The 15,538-nt window shown below is 42.1% G+C and carries 16 protein-coding genes; all 16 read right to left on the bottom strand.

All coding sequences use genetic code 11. The features are described 5' to 3' along the window. Position 1: 1 nt before the first annotated feature. Positions 2-1,510, bottom strand: coding sequence for a complex I subunit 4 family protein (locus QUG14_RS19295; protein WP_289342062.1), 1,509 nt, complete (start codon positions 1,508-1,510; stop codon positions 2-4). Continuing rightward, positions 1,511-3,373: an NADH-quinone oxidoreductase subunit L gene (gene nuoL / locus QUG14_RS19290; protein WP_289344186.1), complete on the bottom strand. Its 1,863-nt coding sequence runs from the start codon at positions 3,371-3,373 to the stop codon at positions 1,511-1,513. Between the two features lie 146 nt (positions 3,374-3,519). Continuing rightward, complete coding sequence (gene nuoK / locus QUG14_RS19285; protein ID WP_289342061.1) at positions 3,520-3,834, bottom strand: NADH-quinone oxidoreductase subunit NuoK; 315 nt, start codon at positions 3,832-3,834, stop codon at positions 3,520-3,522. Continuing rightward, positions 3,831-4,349: an NADH-quinone oxidoreductase subunit J gene (locus tag QUG14_RS19280; protein ID WP_289342060.1), complete on the bottom strand. Its 519-nt coding sequence runs from the start codon at positions 4,347-4,349 to the stop codon at positions 3,831-3,833. The genes nuoK and QUG14_RS19280 overlap by 4 nt, the downstream gene beginning before the upstream one ends. Continuing rightward, positions 4,346-4,765 (bottom strand): NADH-quinone oxidoreductase subunit NuoI, encoded by a 420-nt coding sequence (nuoI, locus tag QUG14_RS19275; RefSeq protein WP_063255622.1) that lies wholly within the window; start codon positions 4,763-4,765, stop codon positions 4,346-4,348. Before nuoI ends, QUG14_RS19280 begins: the two co-directional genes overlap by 4 nt. A gap of 112 nt (positions 4,766-4,877) precedes the next feature. Further along, a complete protein-coding gene (gene nuoH, locus QUG14_RS19270) occupies positions 4,878-5,882 on the bottom strand; it encodes an NADH-quinone oxidoreductase subunit NuoH (RefSeq protein ID WP_289342059.1) in 1,005 nt (334 codons plus the stop codon). Beyond that, the gene (locus QUG14_RS19265) at positions 5,882-6,982 is read right to left on the bottom strand and encodes an NADH-quinone oxidoreductase subunit D (RefSeq protein ID WP_289342058.1); all 1,101 of its coding nucleotides are present in this window, start codon (positions 6,980-6,982) and stop codon (positions 5,882-5,884) included. Before QUG14_RS19265 ends, nuoH begins: the two co-directional genes overlap by 1 nt. Positions 6,983-6,985: 3 nt before the next feature. Next, positions 6,986-8,434 (bottom strand): NADH-quinone oxidoreductase subunit C, encoded by a 1,449-nt coding sequence (locus QUG14_RS19260; RefSeq protein WP_289342057.1) that lies wholly within the window; start codon positions 8,432-8,434, stop codon positions 6,986-6,988. Between the two features lie 3 nt (positions 8,435-8,437). After that, positions 8,438-8,950, bottom strand: coding sequence for a NuoB/complex I 20 kDa subunit family protein (locus QUG14_RS19255; RefSeq protein WP_289342056.1), 513 nt, complete (start codon positions 8,948-8,950; stop codon positions 8,438-8,440). Continuing rightward, positions 8,941-9,315: an NADH-quinone oxidoreductase subunit A gene (locus QUG14_RS19250; protein WP_289342055.1), complete on the bottom strand. Its 375-nt coding sequence runs from the start codon at positions 9,313-9,315 to the stop codon at positions 8,941-8,943. Before QUG14_RS19250 ends, QUG14_RS19255 begins: the two co-directional genes overlap by 10 nt. Before the next feature lie 851 nt (positions 9,316-10,166). Continuing rightward, entirely contained in the window at positions 10,167-10,343 is a 177-nt protein-coding gene (locus QUG14_RS19245) for a hypothetical protein (protein WP_289342054.1), read from the bottom strand. Between the two features lie 165 nt (positions 10,344-10,508). Then, a complete protein-coding gene (locus tag QUG14_RS19240; RefSeq protein WP_289342053.1) occupies positions 10,509-11,276 on the bottom strand; it encodes a GntR family transcriptional regulator in 768 nt (255 codons plus the stop codon). 121 nt (positions 11,277-11,397) lie between these two features. After that, entirely contained in the window at positions 11,398-12,225 is an 828-nt protein-coding gene (locus QUG14_RS19235) for a PfkB family carbohydrate kinase (protein WP_289342052.1), read from the bottom strand. 7 nt (positions 12,226-12,232) lie between these two features. Then, positions 12,233-13,111, bottom strand: coding sequence for a carbohydrate ABC transporter permease (locus QUG14_RS19230; protein WP_289342051.1), 879 nt, complete (start codon positions 13,109-13,111; stop codon positions 12,233-12,235). 1 nt (position 13,112) lies between these two features. Then, positions 13,113-13,997 (bottom strand): carbohydrate ABC transporter permease, encoded by an 885-nt coding sequence (locus QUG14_RS19225; protein ID WP_289342050.1) that lies wholly within the window; start codon positions 13,995-13,997, stop codon positions 13,113-13,115. A 92-nt stretch (positions 13,998-14,089) separates the two neighbouring features. After that, positions 14,090-15,367, bottom strand: a complete 1,278-nt coding sequence (locus tag QUG14_RS19220; RefSeq protein WP_289342049.1) for an ABC transporter substrate-binding protein — start codon at positions 15,365-15,367, stop codon at positions 14,090-14,092. Between the last annotated feature and the right edge of the window lie 171 nt (positions 15,368-15,538).

Genomic DNA, 15,538 nt, shown 5'->3' with positions numbered 1-15,538 from the left:
ATCACCCTCCTAACCCTAGCATAATCGTTTCAAGTGTGGCTTGAAGCGGTGAGCCTAGAACGCTTGGTACTACTCCGATTAAAACGATTAAAGCAATAAGCACTACAACCGGAACAAATTCGACGCCCTTCAAATCGAGGACTCCAGTAAATTCACGGTGTGCTTGGCCGTACGTTATACCGAGGACGGCACGTAATAAATAAACGGCGGTCATGATAATACCAATACAGCCGACTGCGGCAATCCACGGCATCTCTTCAAATAGTCCTAAGAACGCCATGAATTCACTGACGAATCCGGACATTCCTGGCAGACCAAGTGACGCCAATGCACCTGCAAGCAAAAAGCCAGAAGCAATCGGCATTCCCTTTGCCATTCCGCCAAGGTTCTCCAACAGTGAGGTGTCTGTGCGCTCATAGAAAGCACCCACTAGGAAGAACAATAGCGCTGAGATTAAACCGTGCGATACCACTTGGAAAATCGCGCCTTGCACGCCAGCCTCATTCATCGCCGCTAACCCAATTAACACGATTCCCATGTGGGAAATCGAAGAGTAAGCCAAAACCATTTTAAAGTCTGTTTGAATGAATGCTAAGAACGCTCCGTAGAGAAGGTTTACGACTCCTAGGATGGCTAGCACTACCGCTAACGTTTCAAACTGCTCCGGAAAAATTCCCATTCCAAAACGAATTAACCCGTACGCACCGATTTTCAATAGAATACCAGAGTGAATCATAACAATTGATGGCGGTGCTTGCACATGGACGCGAAGCATCCAGCTGTGTAACGGGAAGATTGGCAACTTCACGCCAAAAGCGACTAAGAGCGCAATCAATAAACCTAGTTTCAAATCACTTGTCATTGGAAGATTAGGATCAGCCAGGTTTTTAGTCAACATGTCAATATTGGTCGTTCCTGTTTTAGAAAACAGAATCATAATCACGATTAACAGGACCGCTGAGCCTAATCCGTTATAGATTAAGAAGCTGTAAGCTGCTTTTTCTTTTTCAAAATAACCCCATTTTCCGATTAAGAAGAAGGTCGGGATTAAGGTAATTTCAAAGAATAAGAAAAATAGAATTAAGTTTTCAGCAGTAAATACGCCAAGCATACCGATTTCTAACAGCAGGAACAGCATGAAATAGCCTTTCCATTCTTTTTTAATATAAATGGAGGCGATCGCTGCTAGTGTTGCAACTACAGCTGTTAGAACCACTAGTAGCATGGTTAAACCACTGACGCCAAGTTCATAGTTTACTGCCCAGAAACCAGCTTCTGTACCCTGCAGGCCGCCGAATGTAATCCATTCCTTGGCCACGTCAAAGTCGCTCAAATCCTTGCCCCATAGATAATGGAGATAAAGACCGACAGCTGTGATTAATGATGGCAGTGTCGCTAAGAAGCCGACGATTTTGATTGTTTTTTCTTCTGTTTTAGGCATGAAGGCTAAAACGATCATTCCGAGTAACGGGGAGAATACTAATATTGATAGAACGAATGAAAGATCCATTTATAAGTACCCCCCTGTTAGCACAAAGATGACAGCAAGCAGTGCCATGCCAACGAATGCTACGGTAACATAGGTTTGTGTTTGACCCGTTTGCAGCTTTGAACCTGCTGCTCCAAGTCCTTGAACAATCCCGGCTACCCCCTTCATGATTCCTTCCACTAGGAAGACATCAATGAAGCGTAAGAAATAGCTAATTCCTTTTGTGACGGCCACTACTGACATTTGATAAAATTCGTCAATGTAATATTTGTTCAGTAAAATGCTGTGCAAACTATCGCCGCTGCCTGAAAGCCAGTTACGTGCGACCGAACGCTTGTAGTAAATCATGTAAGCAAGGTAGATACCTGCTAAGGAAACAACCGTTGCTGCAATCATAATCCAGATTGGACCTTCAATATGACTATGACCAAGTGCTTCGTTTCCGTCCACCAGCCATTCTCCAAGGTTGTGGTTGAATGGTGTTTGAACGTAACCCGCGATAATCGCTAATACGCCTAGAACGATCATTGGGAAAGTCATCATTGACGGTGATTCGTGAACATTTTTCATTGGTGTCCGCGCTTCACCAGTGAAGACCATGAAGAACAAGCGGAACATATAAAATGCAGTCATAAATGCTGCTGCAAGCGCTAGTAAGAAGAGGATTGGATGTCCGCCTTCCCAAGCAGCGATTAGAATTTCATCCTTACTGAAGAATCCTGAAAACAATGGTACACCGCTAATCGCAAGTGTTCCGATTAAAAATAGTGGGGCAGTAAGTTTTAGCTTTTTCCAAAGACCGCCCATTTCTTCGATGTTCTGTGTGTGTACCGCATGAATAACGCTTCCGGCTGCTAAGAATAACAGCGCTTTGAAGAAAGCATGTGTCATCAAGTGGAAGACACCAGCAACATAACCTGCTGACCCTAAGGCAAGCATCATGTATCCAAGTTGAGAGACGGTTGAGTATGCTAAAACACGTTTAATATCTGTTTGTACAAGACCGATGCTGGCAGCGAAAATCGCTGTAAACGCACCGATGACAGCAATCGTTAATAGTGCAGTTTCACTCGCTGCGAACAGTGGGAACAGTGCCGCTACTAAGTAAACACCGGCTGCAACCATTGTCGCCGCGTGGATTAAAGCAGAAACAGGTGTCGGACCTTCCATTGCGTCCGGTAACCATGTGTGAAGAGGGAACTGACCTGATTTACCAACAGCACCGATGAAGATTAAAATTGCTGTTAAAGTAATCATTGTGCTTGATACAGCGCCAGCCTCAACGGCTTGGAAAATCTCACTGTATTCAAAGCTTTTCGTTTCCCAGAATAATAAAATCATCCCGATGAGGAGACCAACGTCCCCGATACGGGTCATAATGAACGCTTTTTTTGCCGCAGCCTTCGCTTCTTCTTTATAGAAATAGAATCCGATTAAGAGGAAGGAACCGACTCCGACGAGCTCCCAGAAAATATATGTTTGCAGTAGGTTGGGCGAGATGACAAGCCCAAGCATCGCAAACGTAAATAGTCCTAAATAGGCATAGAATACTGGAAACCGCTCATCCCCGTGCATATATCCCTTTGAATAAGTATGTACCAGGAAGCTGACGAGCGAGACAATTACAAGCATTAATGCATTCAATTGATTCACTTCAAAGCCCGCTGTTAAAGAAATATCTCCTATCCTGAGCCACTCCGTTGAAGTCTTAAACGTGGTTTGCGTAAAACGCTCGAATAACACCAACAACGAATACACAAGCGCAGCAAGCGTTGCGAGAATACCCACATACGCACTCGCATCCTTCAGCCGCTTACCAAATAGAAGAAGAATCAAAAACGATAATAGCGGGAAAAGCGGTATGATCCATGCATTTTCCATCATCATCACAATCCCCTTTTTAAAATGGTGCCTGTCACCGCTAAGGCGAAACTTACGCCGAGGACAGACACCAATAATTACCAATTTGTCCACCTGAGACGGACAGTGTCTTTTAAGCGGTGACAGGCACCGCAGTGTCTAAAAAAAAACTAGTTTTTCATTGTGTCCATATCGTCGATGTTGACGGTTTTGCGGTTGCGGTATAGGGCAATCAGGATTGCAAGACCGACGGCTGCTTCTGCAGCGGCTACGCTAATCGTGAACAGTGCGAAGATTTGACCGGTGATGGACGGCGCCACACCGTATTTACTGAAGGCTACTAGGTTAATATTTACGGCATTCAGCATAAGTTCAATCGAGATGAGGACGATGACGGTGTTTCTTTTGGTCAATGCCCCGTATAATCCGATACAAAATAAAATCAATGCGAGTGATAGGAAGGCTTGAACAGGAAGTGAACTCATTCCTTGTCACCTTCCTTCTCATCTTTCTTCGCCAGAACAATCGCTCCGACAAGTGCGACTAATAGTAAAACAGATGTTAATTCAAACGGGATTACCCATTTAGAGTAAAGGGCTTCCCCAATTTTCATGGTATTGTCCACATGTAAATCAGTTGGTACCTGTACGATATCTAAATCGTAAATTCCATAGTATACAGCCCCTGCAAAACCAAGTACTCCTAGAAATAATAGAACCTTTCTTCCTTTGCCTGTGGTTGTTTCCCCTTCATCATCATGCTTCGTTAACATAATTCCAAATAACATGATAATCGTGATCGCACCGGAATAAATCAAGATTTGAACCGCAGCGACAAATTCAGCTGACAGCAGCACGTAAATACCGGCAATGCTGACGAACGTAAAAATAAGGGCAACGACCATGTGCACGACTTTGGTAAGGTTCAATAACAGGACCCCGCCAATGATGGCAACAAGGGCAAGGCCAAAATATGCGAGAAACTCGCCTGATATTGTCATGGCTTATTCACCTGCCGTACGTTTTCGTCGTTCTCATCTAACCATTCAAGGTTTTTAAATAACATATCACGGCTGTATGACGCTAACTCAAAGTTATTGGTCATGACAATCGCTTCGGTCGGGCAAACCTCCGTACAAAGGTCACATAAGATACAAATCTCAAAATTGATATCATAGGTATCAATGATTTTTCCTTTTTTCGTTGGATCTGGATGTTTTTTACCCGTTAAATTAATACATTCAGTCGGGCAAATGTTCATGCATTGATTGCAAACGATACACTTTTCCGGATAAAACTTTTGAATACCGCGGAAGCGGTCCGGCAGCGGAAGCGGCTCATCTGGATAATTATAGGTTACCTTTTCTTTCGTTAGCTGTTTTAGGGTATATTTCAAGCCTTTTGTAAATCCAAGCACGTTTTTCACCCCTTTTTCATTTTAAAAATTACATACTGTAATCGTGTTATGGACTCCTTCAAGGGCTTAAGCCAAACGCGTGCGCCCCATTAGGTTCCTTTTTCAAAAAGTCTTAGAAAAATAATGTTTTGATTAACGCTGTTAAGAATATATTTGCTAAGGCCACTGGGAATAGCACTTTCCAGGCGAATTCCATTAATCGGTCGATTCTAAATCGTGGAAGTGTAGCCCGCAGCCACATGTAAACAAAGATGACAACGCTAAATTTAAGTGCGAACCATACGGCGCCTGGGATAAATCCTAAGATATCCAGCGGTGGCAGCCATCCGCCTAGGAAGATGACGGTGATCAGTGATGACATCGCAAACATGTACACATATTCAGTAAGCATAAAGAATGCCCAACGGAATCCTGAGTACTCAACAAAGTATCCGGCAACCAGTTCGTTCTCTGATTCAGGAAGGTCAAATGGTGTCCGGTTTAATTCTGCAATCGATGCGATAAAGAACACAATAAAGGCAATCGGCTGATAAACAATGAACCAGCCATGCTCCTGCTGCAGGACAATATCATTTAAATTCAAGCTTCCTGTTAATAGAATGACACCTAAAACGGACATAACAAGCGGTATTTCGTAAGAGATCATCTGTGCGCCTGCACGCATGCCCCCTAGGAGCGCGTATTTATTGTTGGACGCCCAGCCGCCAAGTACCATTCCAAATATCGTCATTCCGGAAACAGCAATATAATAGAGCAAGCCAACCCCGATATCCGCAAATTGGAATTTGTCGGTAAACGGAATGGTCGCGAGCACCATAAAGGCTGGTGTAAAAGCAATGATTGGTGCTAGGATAAATAACGGCCTGTCAGCTGCCTTTGGAATAATGTCTTCTTTTAATAATAGTTTAAGAACGTCGGCTACGGTCTGCAGTAATCCCCACTTGCCGCCAAGCTGGTTCGGGCCGTGACGGGCCTGCATATATCCTAAAACCTTTCGCTCTGCTAATATTGCGTATGTTACGAAACCTAAGACTACCAATAGTAAGACAACTGCGAGTAAAAAGAAGATTCCAACGTTCATCCAGCCTGGGCTGGATTGGAGCAACTCTTCTACCATTAGCCGTCCACCTCCCCAAGGACAATGTCAACTGCCCCTAAAATCGCAATCAAGTTTGCAATGTTTTCGCCTACTAATAATTTAGGGAGAATTTGCAGATTATAGAATGAAGGTCTTCTAAACTTCAAGCGATACGGTTCTTTTTTACCGTCACTTGAGATATAGCAGCCAATTTCTCCACGTGGAGATTCAATTCGTACAAAAGCTTCCCCTTTTGGTGCCTTGATTATTTTTGGCACCTTGGCCATAATCTCGCCTTCAGCAGGGAATTGTTCACATGCCTGCTCAAGGATTTTCAATGATTCTTCGATTTCTTCAAGACGCACATGGTAACGTGCTAGACAATCCCCTTCTTCTCTTGTGACCACATTAAAATCAAAACGATCATAAATTGAATATGGTTCGTCTTTACGAAGATCCCATTTCACGCCGGTACTGCGAAGATTTGGACCACTGAGTGAATAGTTGATGGCCTCTTCTTTCGAATAAACGCCAACTCCTTTTACCCGGTCTAAAAAGATTTCATTTCCGGATACGAGGTTGTGATAACCCTTTAGCTGTTCGCGCAGATACGGAACGAACTCCCTAACGCCATCGACCCAGCCTTCTGGAGCATCCCACTTTACCCCGCCCACACGCATATAGTTGAAGGTCAAGCGAGCACCTGATAATTCGTTAAGCATATTGATAATCATTTCACGGTCACGGAACGCATAGATGAACGGGCTCGTCGCACCAAGGTCAAGGATATAAGTACCCCAGGCAACCAGGTGGCTGGCGATACGCCCTAATTCCATTGCCATGACACGAAGGAAATCAGCACGTTCTGGCACTTGGATTCCCATCATCGTTTCAACGGCATGACAAATCACATAGTTATTTGTCATCGCTGACAAATAGTCCATTCGGTCAGTGTATGGAATGATCTGTGTATATTGCAGGTTCTCGGCTAACTTTTCCGTTCCGCGGTGTAAATAACCGATGACAGGGGTTGCTTCCGTGATGATTTCCCCATCGATCTTGACAACTAGACGGAATACTCCGTGCGTACTTGGATGCTGAGGACCGACGTTTAGCAGCATTTCTTCAGTTCTGATCATTGGTTACACCTCCACATCATACTGTTCATAATCTTTACGCAGTGGATGGCCAACCCAATCTTCTCCTAGCATAATCCGATGTAAATTCGGATGTCCCGTAAACTTAATTCCTAGTAAATCATAAGCTTCGCACTCAGGCCAATTAGCTCCTGCCCAAATTGGCTGCAAGGACTCGATTGTTGGTTCATCGCGGTCTATCTTCACTTTTAATGCCACTGATTGGCGATTTTTGTATGAGAATAAGTGAACATATACTTCCATATGTGTGACAAAATCTGTTCCATGCAGCTCAGAAAGATAATCGAACCCGAGGAGCTCGTTGTATTTTAAAAACTGAGCTACCTTGAAATATGTATCTTTCTTTGCAATAAGTGTCGGAACGTCTTTCGATAATTTATTAATATAAGAATCTTCTAAAACATCAGGACCGAGGTTTTCCTCAATAACCTTTCTGTACTTATCTAAGAAGTGCTGGTTTGGTGATGGTTGATCGGCCGTATCGGCTGGCGATACGTCGCTCCCTTTTGCTGTGCCTGCTGCTTTCGCCTTCGCTGCTGCTGCCGCTTTTGCTTTTGCTACTGCCGCTGCTTTGGCTTTCGCTTTTTCATCATCACCCATGGCCGCAGTGTCTGCCTCACCGGTTCCAGCTGCCTTTGCTTTCGCCGCTGCTGCTGCCTTCGCTTTTGCCGCTGCTGCCGCTTTTGCCTTAGCGTCATCTCCTGCAGGTTCATCCGCTGGGGCTGCGCCGCCTGCTAATTCCATCGCTTTACGCTTTGCTGCTGCCGCTGCTTTCGCCTTTGCTACTGCTGCAGCCTTCTTCTTCGCAAGGTCATCACTGTCATCGCTCGCTTCAGTTGCTGGTGCTTCCGCTGGTGCGGACTCTCCCGCTAACTCCATTGCTTTGCGTTTCGCCGCTGCCGCCGCTTTTGCCTTCGCTACAGCCGCTGCCTTTTTCTTTGCAAGGTCGTCACTGTCATCGCTCGCTTCAGCTTCTACTGCTGGTGTTTCTTCTGCCGGCGCATTGCCTGCAGCCAACTCCATCGCTTTACGCTTCGCCGCTGCCGCTGCTTTCGCCTTCGCTACTGCTGCAGCCTTCTTTTTCGCAAGGTCATCTCCGTCTTCCGGTGCATCAGCTGCTGCTGGCGGTTCTTCAACCGGAGCTGGAGCCTCTTCCTCTACGATACCTTCACGTTTCTTCTTCGCTAGTGCAGCCGCTTTAGCCTTCGCTGCTGCAGCTGCCTTTTTCTTTGCAAGGTCTGCATCATCCGTTGCTACTGGTGTTTCCGTTGGCTTCGGATCCTGACTAAGCGCTTGCTCAGAAGGTTTGTCCTCCTGCTTTGGAGCATCTTGAGACTCACCCGCTGCCTTCGCCTGACGCTTCGCCAACGCTGCCGCCTTTGCTTTTTCAGCTGCTTCTCTTTTTAATTGATCGAGATCCTTTTCCCCGCTCATCGGTTAGATCACCTTCTTCCCAGTCTTCGCCTCATAGCGAATCTTTTCCTTTAATTTATTAATTCCATAAATTAATGCGGCCGGGTTTGGTGGGCATCCAGGGATATAAACATCAACAGGGACGATTTGATCGACACCCTTCACAACTGAATACGATTTCACATAAGGACCTCCTGCAGTTGCGCAAGACCCCATCGCAATAACCCATTTCGGCTCTGGCATTTGATCATACAAACGACGAACAATCGGCGCCATCTTCTTCGTAACCGTACCAGACACAATCATACAATCCGATTGCCTTGGCGACGTCCGGAAAATGGTCCCAAAGCGGTCAAGGTCATAGTTGGCTCCACCCGTACCCATCATCTCAATCGCACAACAAGCCAGACCAAATGTCATCGGCCACAACGAATTACTGCGTGCCCATGCTTTAATTTGCTCCAGCGTCGCAAAAAACACATTTCTTTCTAGTTCTTTCATTTCCTCTGGTGAAAGGTCATCTAGTTTTAAGTCCATCGTAGCACCTTCTTCTTCCAAGCGTAGATTAAGCCAATTAACAGCATAATTACGAAAATCAACATCTCAATTAACGCAAAAACTCCCAGCTTATCATAGGCAACAGCCCATGGGTATAAAAATACAGTCTCTACATCAAAAATAACAAACATAAGGGCAAAAATATAATAGCGGACATTGAACTGTACACGGGAATCGTGAAATGGATCAATACCGCTTTCATATGTGGTATACTTCTCGACACTCGGCTTATGAGGACGCAAAAGCTTACCTAAATATAACGCCACCAGTGGCAGCAGCACCCCAAGACAAAGGAACACCAAAACAATCAGATAATTATTCTGATATAAATTCAAAAGTTCCAAGTCCATCCCCTCCAATGTTGAAAATTTTCATAACAATGAAACTTGTAACCGATAACATTATAGCACTGTTACAACTTTGTGTCGACAACACCACCTATTAAAAATTGGAATTTCTATCGCCGCAAAACGTCCCTGGCCAAGCGTTTGTGAGCTCGCTCACAAAAACGCCTTGGACTGGGACGTTTTGCAAGCTTCAGCGGAACTGAAGCGCAATGTGCGTCAGCACATGGCGGTAGAAATTTCAACTTTTTCGCATAAACCTGATTTAGGAGACACAAGCCCCCACCCCCTGAGCGTTTGCGTGATCTCGCAGAAAAGACCTCCTGAAATCACTTCAGAGATGACGCATAAGCGAACTGCAAAACATTGAACTCATGCACGTGATCTGCAGCGAAGCGAAAGATGACGTGCCTAACAACAGGCTCGCAAGAGCTGTATTTTTTTCCCTCGTATCGACATTAAACAACAAATCCCAACTACTGTCAGTGAGATTTGTCATAAAAAGTACAACAAATCGTACCCTCTTATTCAAAAATATTGGTTACACCAAATTAAGTAACAACTTCATACAACCCATCAACACCATCATATTCACAATATACCAAATCATTCTAAACTTTCTATTAAAAAGGAATAAATATAATCAACATCCTACTAAATTCCTATAAATACTAGTCGCAAAACTGGTTTTGTCAATAGTCCACCCTCAGATACCCCAACTAATCCCCCCTCCCTTCTCTTACCTGCTTATTCCCCTCTTCTTCCTGCCTTTTCTAAATCCTTACCTGCACACTTCAATCCTTCACCTGCATATTCTATTTGTTTATCTGCCTAACTATATCCAACATCCTCTAAACGAACAAAATACCAGTCGCAAGACTGGCCAAGCTATCAAATCCTCCATAATCAAGAGATAGTACGCAATATTTTTCCGTCAAACCATAAACCTTAATTACGATTTTCAACTTACCTGCATAATCCAAAGCTATACCTTCCAATTTGATTCTCTTACCTGCCTGCCTCCCCATTTCACCTGCCAAAACCCTTTGTTTACCTGCCTAACTATTATTTCCACCATCATATAACACTGAAAAAGCCAGTCGTAAGACTGGCCAAGCTTTCAAATCCTCCAAATATCACAAGTATATATACAACAAAGACCCATGCCACAAGTCAAAGGTCTTTGTTTTATATTATTCCGTTAAATCAAGATCACTGTCCATATCTACGTCAATATAGAAGTTTACTTTATTAGCAAGGAGGTAGTACACGGAGTAATGTACCGGTCTTTCATGATCATCCTTTATTACTTTCTTAACTTGAATGACAGTTTCCATTCGAGAGACTTGAAGAAGCTTGCTTAAATCTTGAGGAGGAAGAATAAACTCCATTTCCTTCCGCGCTTTGCCGAACTTTATTCCGTAATCATCATGTATAACTTTAAAGGTTGAAACATTATCCTTTATTTTTTCAGAAATGCCAGAGTATATATCACAAGGTAAATAGGCAAAGTCAACACTAAAGATATTGTTTCCATCCTTTATTAGTCGTACAAGCTTCACTACTTCAAATGGCTCATTACGTTCAAAATACTGCATAAGTTCTTTGTCAGCGGTTTCAATTTGATTAACCAAAATTTCTTTTGTAAAATTGCCATCCCCTGTCGCTACTGACAATTCCGAAAAGCCTTGCAAATTAAGAATATGGATTTTTTGTTTCACGTTTTTGACAAAGGTCCCTTTACCATGAATGATTTCAATGACCCCTTCGCTTGCAAGTTCCTTCAACGCTCGTCTAATGGTAATTCTGCTTGTGTCGAAGGCTTCACATAATTCCTTCTCATTCGGCAGTCTTTGGCCGGAAACAATTTTTCCCGTATTAATCATTTCCATAATGCCATGCTTTACCTGATCATACAAAAACACCGGGCTCTCTGTTTCAACAGATTTTTCCTTATCCATAAGTTACCTCTTCTAAAATTTACTTATAATAGTAATTATAATAAGAAAATGATTATAAAACTATCTTTTTTATTGAAAAATAATAGCCTTTACCTTGTGGCGTTAGGCTATATCAAATGTACTATTCTAAATCCTTCGGGTAGCCGAATCCGCCATAAAACCCGCAAGTAATGCTAGCTCGTTCAGCGGCAAAGACTAAGGCTTCCTTCATGTCTTTTTGCTTGTAGAAGGCTGTTAAAAAACCAGCGATAAAACTATCGCCTGCTCCCATTGTATCAACGATTTCGGTTTCAAACACTTCTTGACTATACCTTTTTCCCAGGTGGAGAAAAATAGCAGGTTTGGAACCTCTGGTAATACCAATCGTTTCCAAATTATATTTCCCTAGATTCGCTACTAAATTCTCCAGTTCATCATCACTTAAATGAGCACCTGAGAAAAAACCATGTTTGATATAAGGGCAAACTTTCTCAAGCTGCCCGGCAGTATACTTATCCGAAAAATCGTAGGATACGTTAACATGCTGCGCCAAGCCTGAAAGTTCTTCTTCCATTGAACTATAGCAGCTAGTATGAGCAACATCAAACTCTTTAATATATTCATAGTCCTCAGAGGTAAGTTTTAACTTTAAGATATGTTGAACCGTATTCTTTGGTCCGCCTACAAATACACGATCGCCATCCTCGGTAAGATTTACGCGGGGTTGTCCACTAATTCCTTCTGCCACACGTGAACGTTGAAAAGGAATACCTTCCATCTCAAGAACGCTTTTCAAATGGTCTGCCTTATCGTCTGTGGCAAAAATCCCAATATAACTGACATCTTCCGCTCCTGAACGCTTACAATTTACAGCGACATTAACACAGTTACCGCCAGGATAATACTTCCCCTGATCCAAATAACAATCTACCACATTATCTCCAATTGCAATAATTTTCAACGTGCTCATCCTTCCTTTAACCTTTTACAGAACCTTCAGATAGTCCTTGAACTAGATACTTTTGCAAGAAGATTAACAACGCAATCATTGGCAGCGAAGCGAGTACCATCCCCGCAAGGAGTACGCCCCAATCTGTCCGTAAGGCATCTCTAAAATTCATTAATCCTGATGGAATTGTTTTCAATGTTTCGGAATCAATAAAGACTGTAGCAAATAAGAACTCATTCCATGCAAAGAATGCAGTCAATACAATCGTTGTCAACAAAATTGGCACCGACATCGGCAAATAGATTCTTCGATAGATACCGAATTCCGTACATCCATCAATAATGGCTGACTCTTCCAGTTCTTTTGGAATACTTAGAAAATACCCTCTCAAAAGCAAAATCGTTAATGGCAATCGATAAGCGATATAGGTTAAAATTAACGCCCAATGGGTATTGATTAAATCTAGATTCGTAAGGATATTAAACAATGGAATTAAGGCAACCTGTGGATTCATCATCATTCCGCCGATGGTAAAAATCAGAGCAATGTCAATCCATCTTGTCTTATATCTGGCCAGTACAAATGCTGCCATCGAGCCAATAATCAGAACCGCAATAATGGATACACTTGTAACGAACAAACTATTCATAAAATAGCCGGATATACCTTTTGACCAAGCCACGGAGTAGTTTTCAACAATCCAAGTACTAGGTAAGCCCCAGACATCATTGAAGATCTCATTATAGCTCTTCATCGAAGAGATAACCATCCAAAGAAGCGGATAAAGGATGGCGATTGCAAAAGCCGCCAACATTAGCATGGTGAGAAATCGGCCGATACTAAACTTTCGTAGTTTCCGAGATGGTTTTATTACCTGCTCCACAGATGGTTTTATTACCTGCTCCATGTTAATCATCCTTTCCCGTGCGAGACAGTTTTATTTGAATTAGTGCCAGCACCGCTGTTAAAACAAATATAATAACCGCAAGTGTGGAGGCATAGCCCATGTTATCTTTCACAAATCCAGTCTGATACATATGTACAGACATAACTGTTGAACTAAAACCTGGTCCGCCATTCGTTAGAATATAAGGTTCGTTGAAAACGAGCATAGATCCAGTGATCGTAATCAACGTGTTTACAAATATAGCTTCTCTTACCTGTGGTACTGTAATGCTAAAAAACTTTCTTATTTTTCCAGCTCCATCTATATCAGCAGCTTCGTAAAGCTCTTTCGGAATTTTCTGAATCGCAACAATAAATAAAAGGGTAACAAACCCAATACTATGCCATTGTGACATTGCAATGACGGAATAAATGGCTGTCTCAGAATTGCCTAGCCATACTTCTTTCAGGTTTTCCAAACCAATTAATTCAAGGAAACTATTTAAAAGTCCCATTTGCGGGTTGTAAACAAACCCAAAAAGTAAAGCTACAACAGAAATGGAAATCATAACTGGCATAAAGTAAACGACCCTAAGGAAAGGGGCTACTCTTTGAAATAATTTATCTTCCAATATATAAGCTAACACTAAAGCAAATCCAACTTGTAAAATTACAGAAATGATTGCGTACTTAACGTTATTGAGAAGTGCAACATTTACTGCTTTATCGGCTAATAGGTTTCTGAAATTTTCCAAACCAACAAACGTTTTTGTTTGAGAGAAAACTGAAAAATCAAAAAAGCTATTATAAAAATTTTGTATAAGTGGAATATAGACAAATACGAGCAGCAAGGCGATGCTCGGCAATAAGAATAGTACAGGGATAATATTAAATTTCCTTCTTTGCATTGATCCCACCCCTAATATTTTTGACTCGTTTGTTAGATTTCCCCAAGATTCGAGGAACACTGTCCTCGAATCTTGGGGAAGGGGAATTCATTCTACTTTTTCAAACGTTTTGCTTCAGCTTGTACTTCCTTCATAATTTCTTCAGGAGTCGTTTGCTCATTTGCTAATGTTTGTCCGCCCCTCATGAAGATATCGGCAATATTGATATTAACAGCATTATCAAACCATGGTGTAGTTGCAGAAGCTTTTGTTACAAGCTCATACGCTTCTAATCTGGCAGGTGAAGTATTGCCTTCATCAACAGCACCCTGTACGGCATTCAATTGTCCATCTGTTTTTGTGAAATCGTAAGCTGTTTCTTCAGATGTTAAGAACTTCAAGAATTCAACTGCTTCTTTTGGTGCATTTTTACTTAACATCCATCCTTCTGGTGCACCAGTAAGTGCCTTAGAATCACCTTTACCGCCCTCGATTTCAGGGAAGTCAAAGAATCCGAAATCTGTCATACCTTGATCTTCTACCATTTTAACTTCAGCAAACTGCATGTAAACAATTGGTGCTTCACCACTAGCGAACATATTTCTTGCAGCCTCGTGGTCAATTGCAGTTGAGAGATCTCCCATGTAATCAGTAAGTTCCTTGAAGATTTCTAATCCTTGAATATAACCTGGATCTGTAAACTCACCTGTTTCGACATTATAATCTTTTGCTGTTACAGCAGGATCAACAACCCTTTGGAAAATAGTTCCCATATAATGTGAAATCGCCCACGCATTGGTTAAACCTTCTACTAACGGCGTTTCATAACCAGCATCCTGTAAATCATCTAGAACTGCGATAAATTCTTTATAGGTTTTAGGAACTTCAAGATTATTTTTCTTGAAGGCTTCCTTATTATAGAAGAATGCCTTTCCGTCAACCGTAAATGGTACTCCATACTTCTTTTCATCAAATGTAAAACCTGCAAACTGAGACTCAATTAATTTTCCTGCCCACTCAGAGTCCTCTGCTAAAATACTATCTAGCTCCATAATACGATCTGATGATACAAGGTTTTCAGCAAATGAGTCAGACCAAGAAGAGAAAATATCTGGAAGATCGTCGTTAGAAACGAGTACTCTAATTTTCTCTTTGTAAGAATCGTTTAAAACAGAATTGACATTAATTTTAACACCTGGATTAGCGTCTTCAAATTCTTTGATTTTCTGATCATAGAAAGATTTCCGTGGTTCATTCGGCCATCTATGGAAGAAATCGATTTCCACGACATCTTTATCCGTTGAATTTTTTTCTTCGTTTCCTGCTGAGGAGGAACAAGCTGTTAATGCTAATAAAAGAACTGTCATGAAAATTGCTAAAAATCTTTTCATTTTTTCACTCCCTTTAAAATATTCAGATTATTATTTATAAAATAATGAAATGGAGTGAGTTCAATTAAGTGTCCTAGTCATCAACGTAGATTAGATTAACCTTCAACTGAACCTTGTCCACTTGCAAATCGTGTCCCATAAGTATATTAGAAAATCATTCTTATAATCTAT

The organism is Neobacillus sp. CF12, assembly GCF_030348765.1.
Lineage (GTDB): Bacteria > Bacillota > Bacilli > Bacillales > Cytobacillaceae > Neobacillus.
The sequence above is the reverse complement of the archived record's forward strand: the minus strand, read 5'-3'. Positions and strand labels throughout refer to the sequence as shown.